Origin of the sequence: Mesorhizobium sp. M7A.F.Ca.CA.001.08.2.1 (assembly GCF_003998455.1) — a bacterium.
In the GTDB taxonomy this organism is placed as follows: domain Bacteria; phylum Pseudomonadota; class Alphaproteobacteria; order Rhizobiales; family Rhizobiaceae; genus Mesorhizobium; species Mesorhizobium ciceri.
In genome coordinates this window covers 1-856 of record NZ_RZPW01001292.1, presented here as the reverse complement: position 1 = coordinate 856, position 856 = coordinate 1, and the positions used below count along the sequence as shown (strand labels likewise).

Annotated in this window: 1 pseudogene; it reads right to left on the bottom strand. The window is 57.6% G+C overall.

Annotation, left to right across the window (positions count from 1 at the left end):
• A pseudogene (locus EN914_RS39755) lies at window positions 1-128 on the bottom strand (SOS response-associated peptidase); the annotation flags it as partial.
• Window positions 129-856 lie beyond the last annotated feature (728 nt).

The window sequence follows — 856 nt, the reverse complement described above, 5'->3', positions numbered from 1 at the left end:
CTGATGCGGATGTCATCCGCCTGCGGCAGATCCAGTTCGGTTTGATAAGTGGGAATGTCGAGCGCCAGCAATTGCCTCATCCTGCAATATTCGGCCCAGGCGATATGCTGCTCATAGTCGTTGCACATAGCTGCCCACGCTTTCAGTCAGTTGATGACTTATAACAGATAACGCGGCTTGGCTGCGGCGCCACCATCCGGAGATTTTCCGCTATGCCCGAAATCTCGCGATCTGCTTGAGCATCGCGCAGTTTGTCCGTGATGACATCGCCGTGGCTCACAATGATGCGCTCAAGGTCCGGTTCATCAGACCATCTGCGGAAAGCCGCGCCCAGCGCCTACCGCCGCCAGGCCAGCGGGCAGTTCTCATGGGGAAAGCACTGAATGGGAACAGTGCAACGGCCGAAGTTTGACAGCGCGATTTTGTTCCACCGTCCGTGATCAGCTTCGCGCCATTTTGGAAAACCGTACAGCAACCCTTTCTGGTCTGTTCGACTTCATGTGGTATGGCTCGCTATGTCTTGGACCTTTCCGACACCGCAGTGCTGACCGAGATTCTGGCAGAGTTCGCCCGTTCTGGTGCTGGCTCCCGTCTCGATCTGATATGCAAGGTCTGCGATGCCAAGGGCAACGAATCCAGCAATTCAGGGTAGCGTTACGGGTCCTGAGAACCGCGACGTGATGCTTCACCGGCCAACCTGCCATTGAAAAACCCGCCACTGAGGGAGCAGTAACGGGCCTCCGGTGTATGCTCGGCCAGGGAAACCGAGCGCAATCCAAACTTCATTTTCGGAGCCATGTTGCAGTGGGTCCGCCCCTGCTGGCGGGCAGAGGCGGACCCGGCCAAGGCTTGGGAC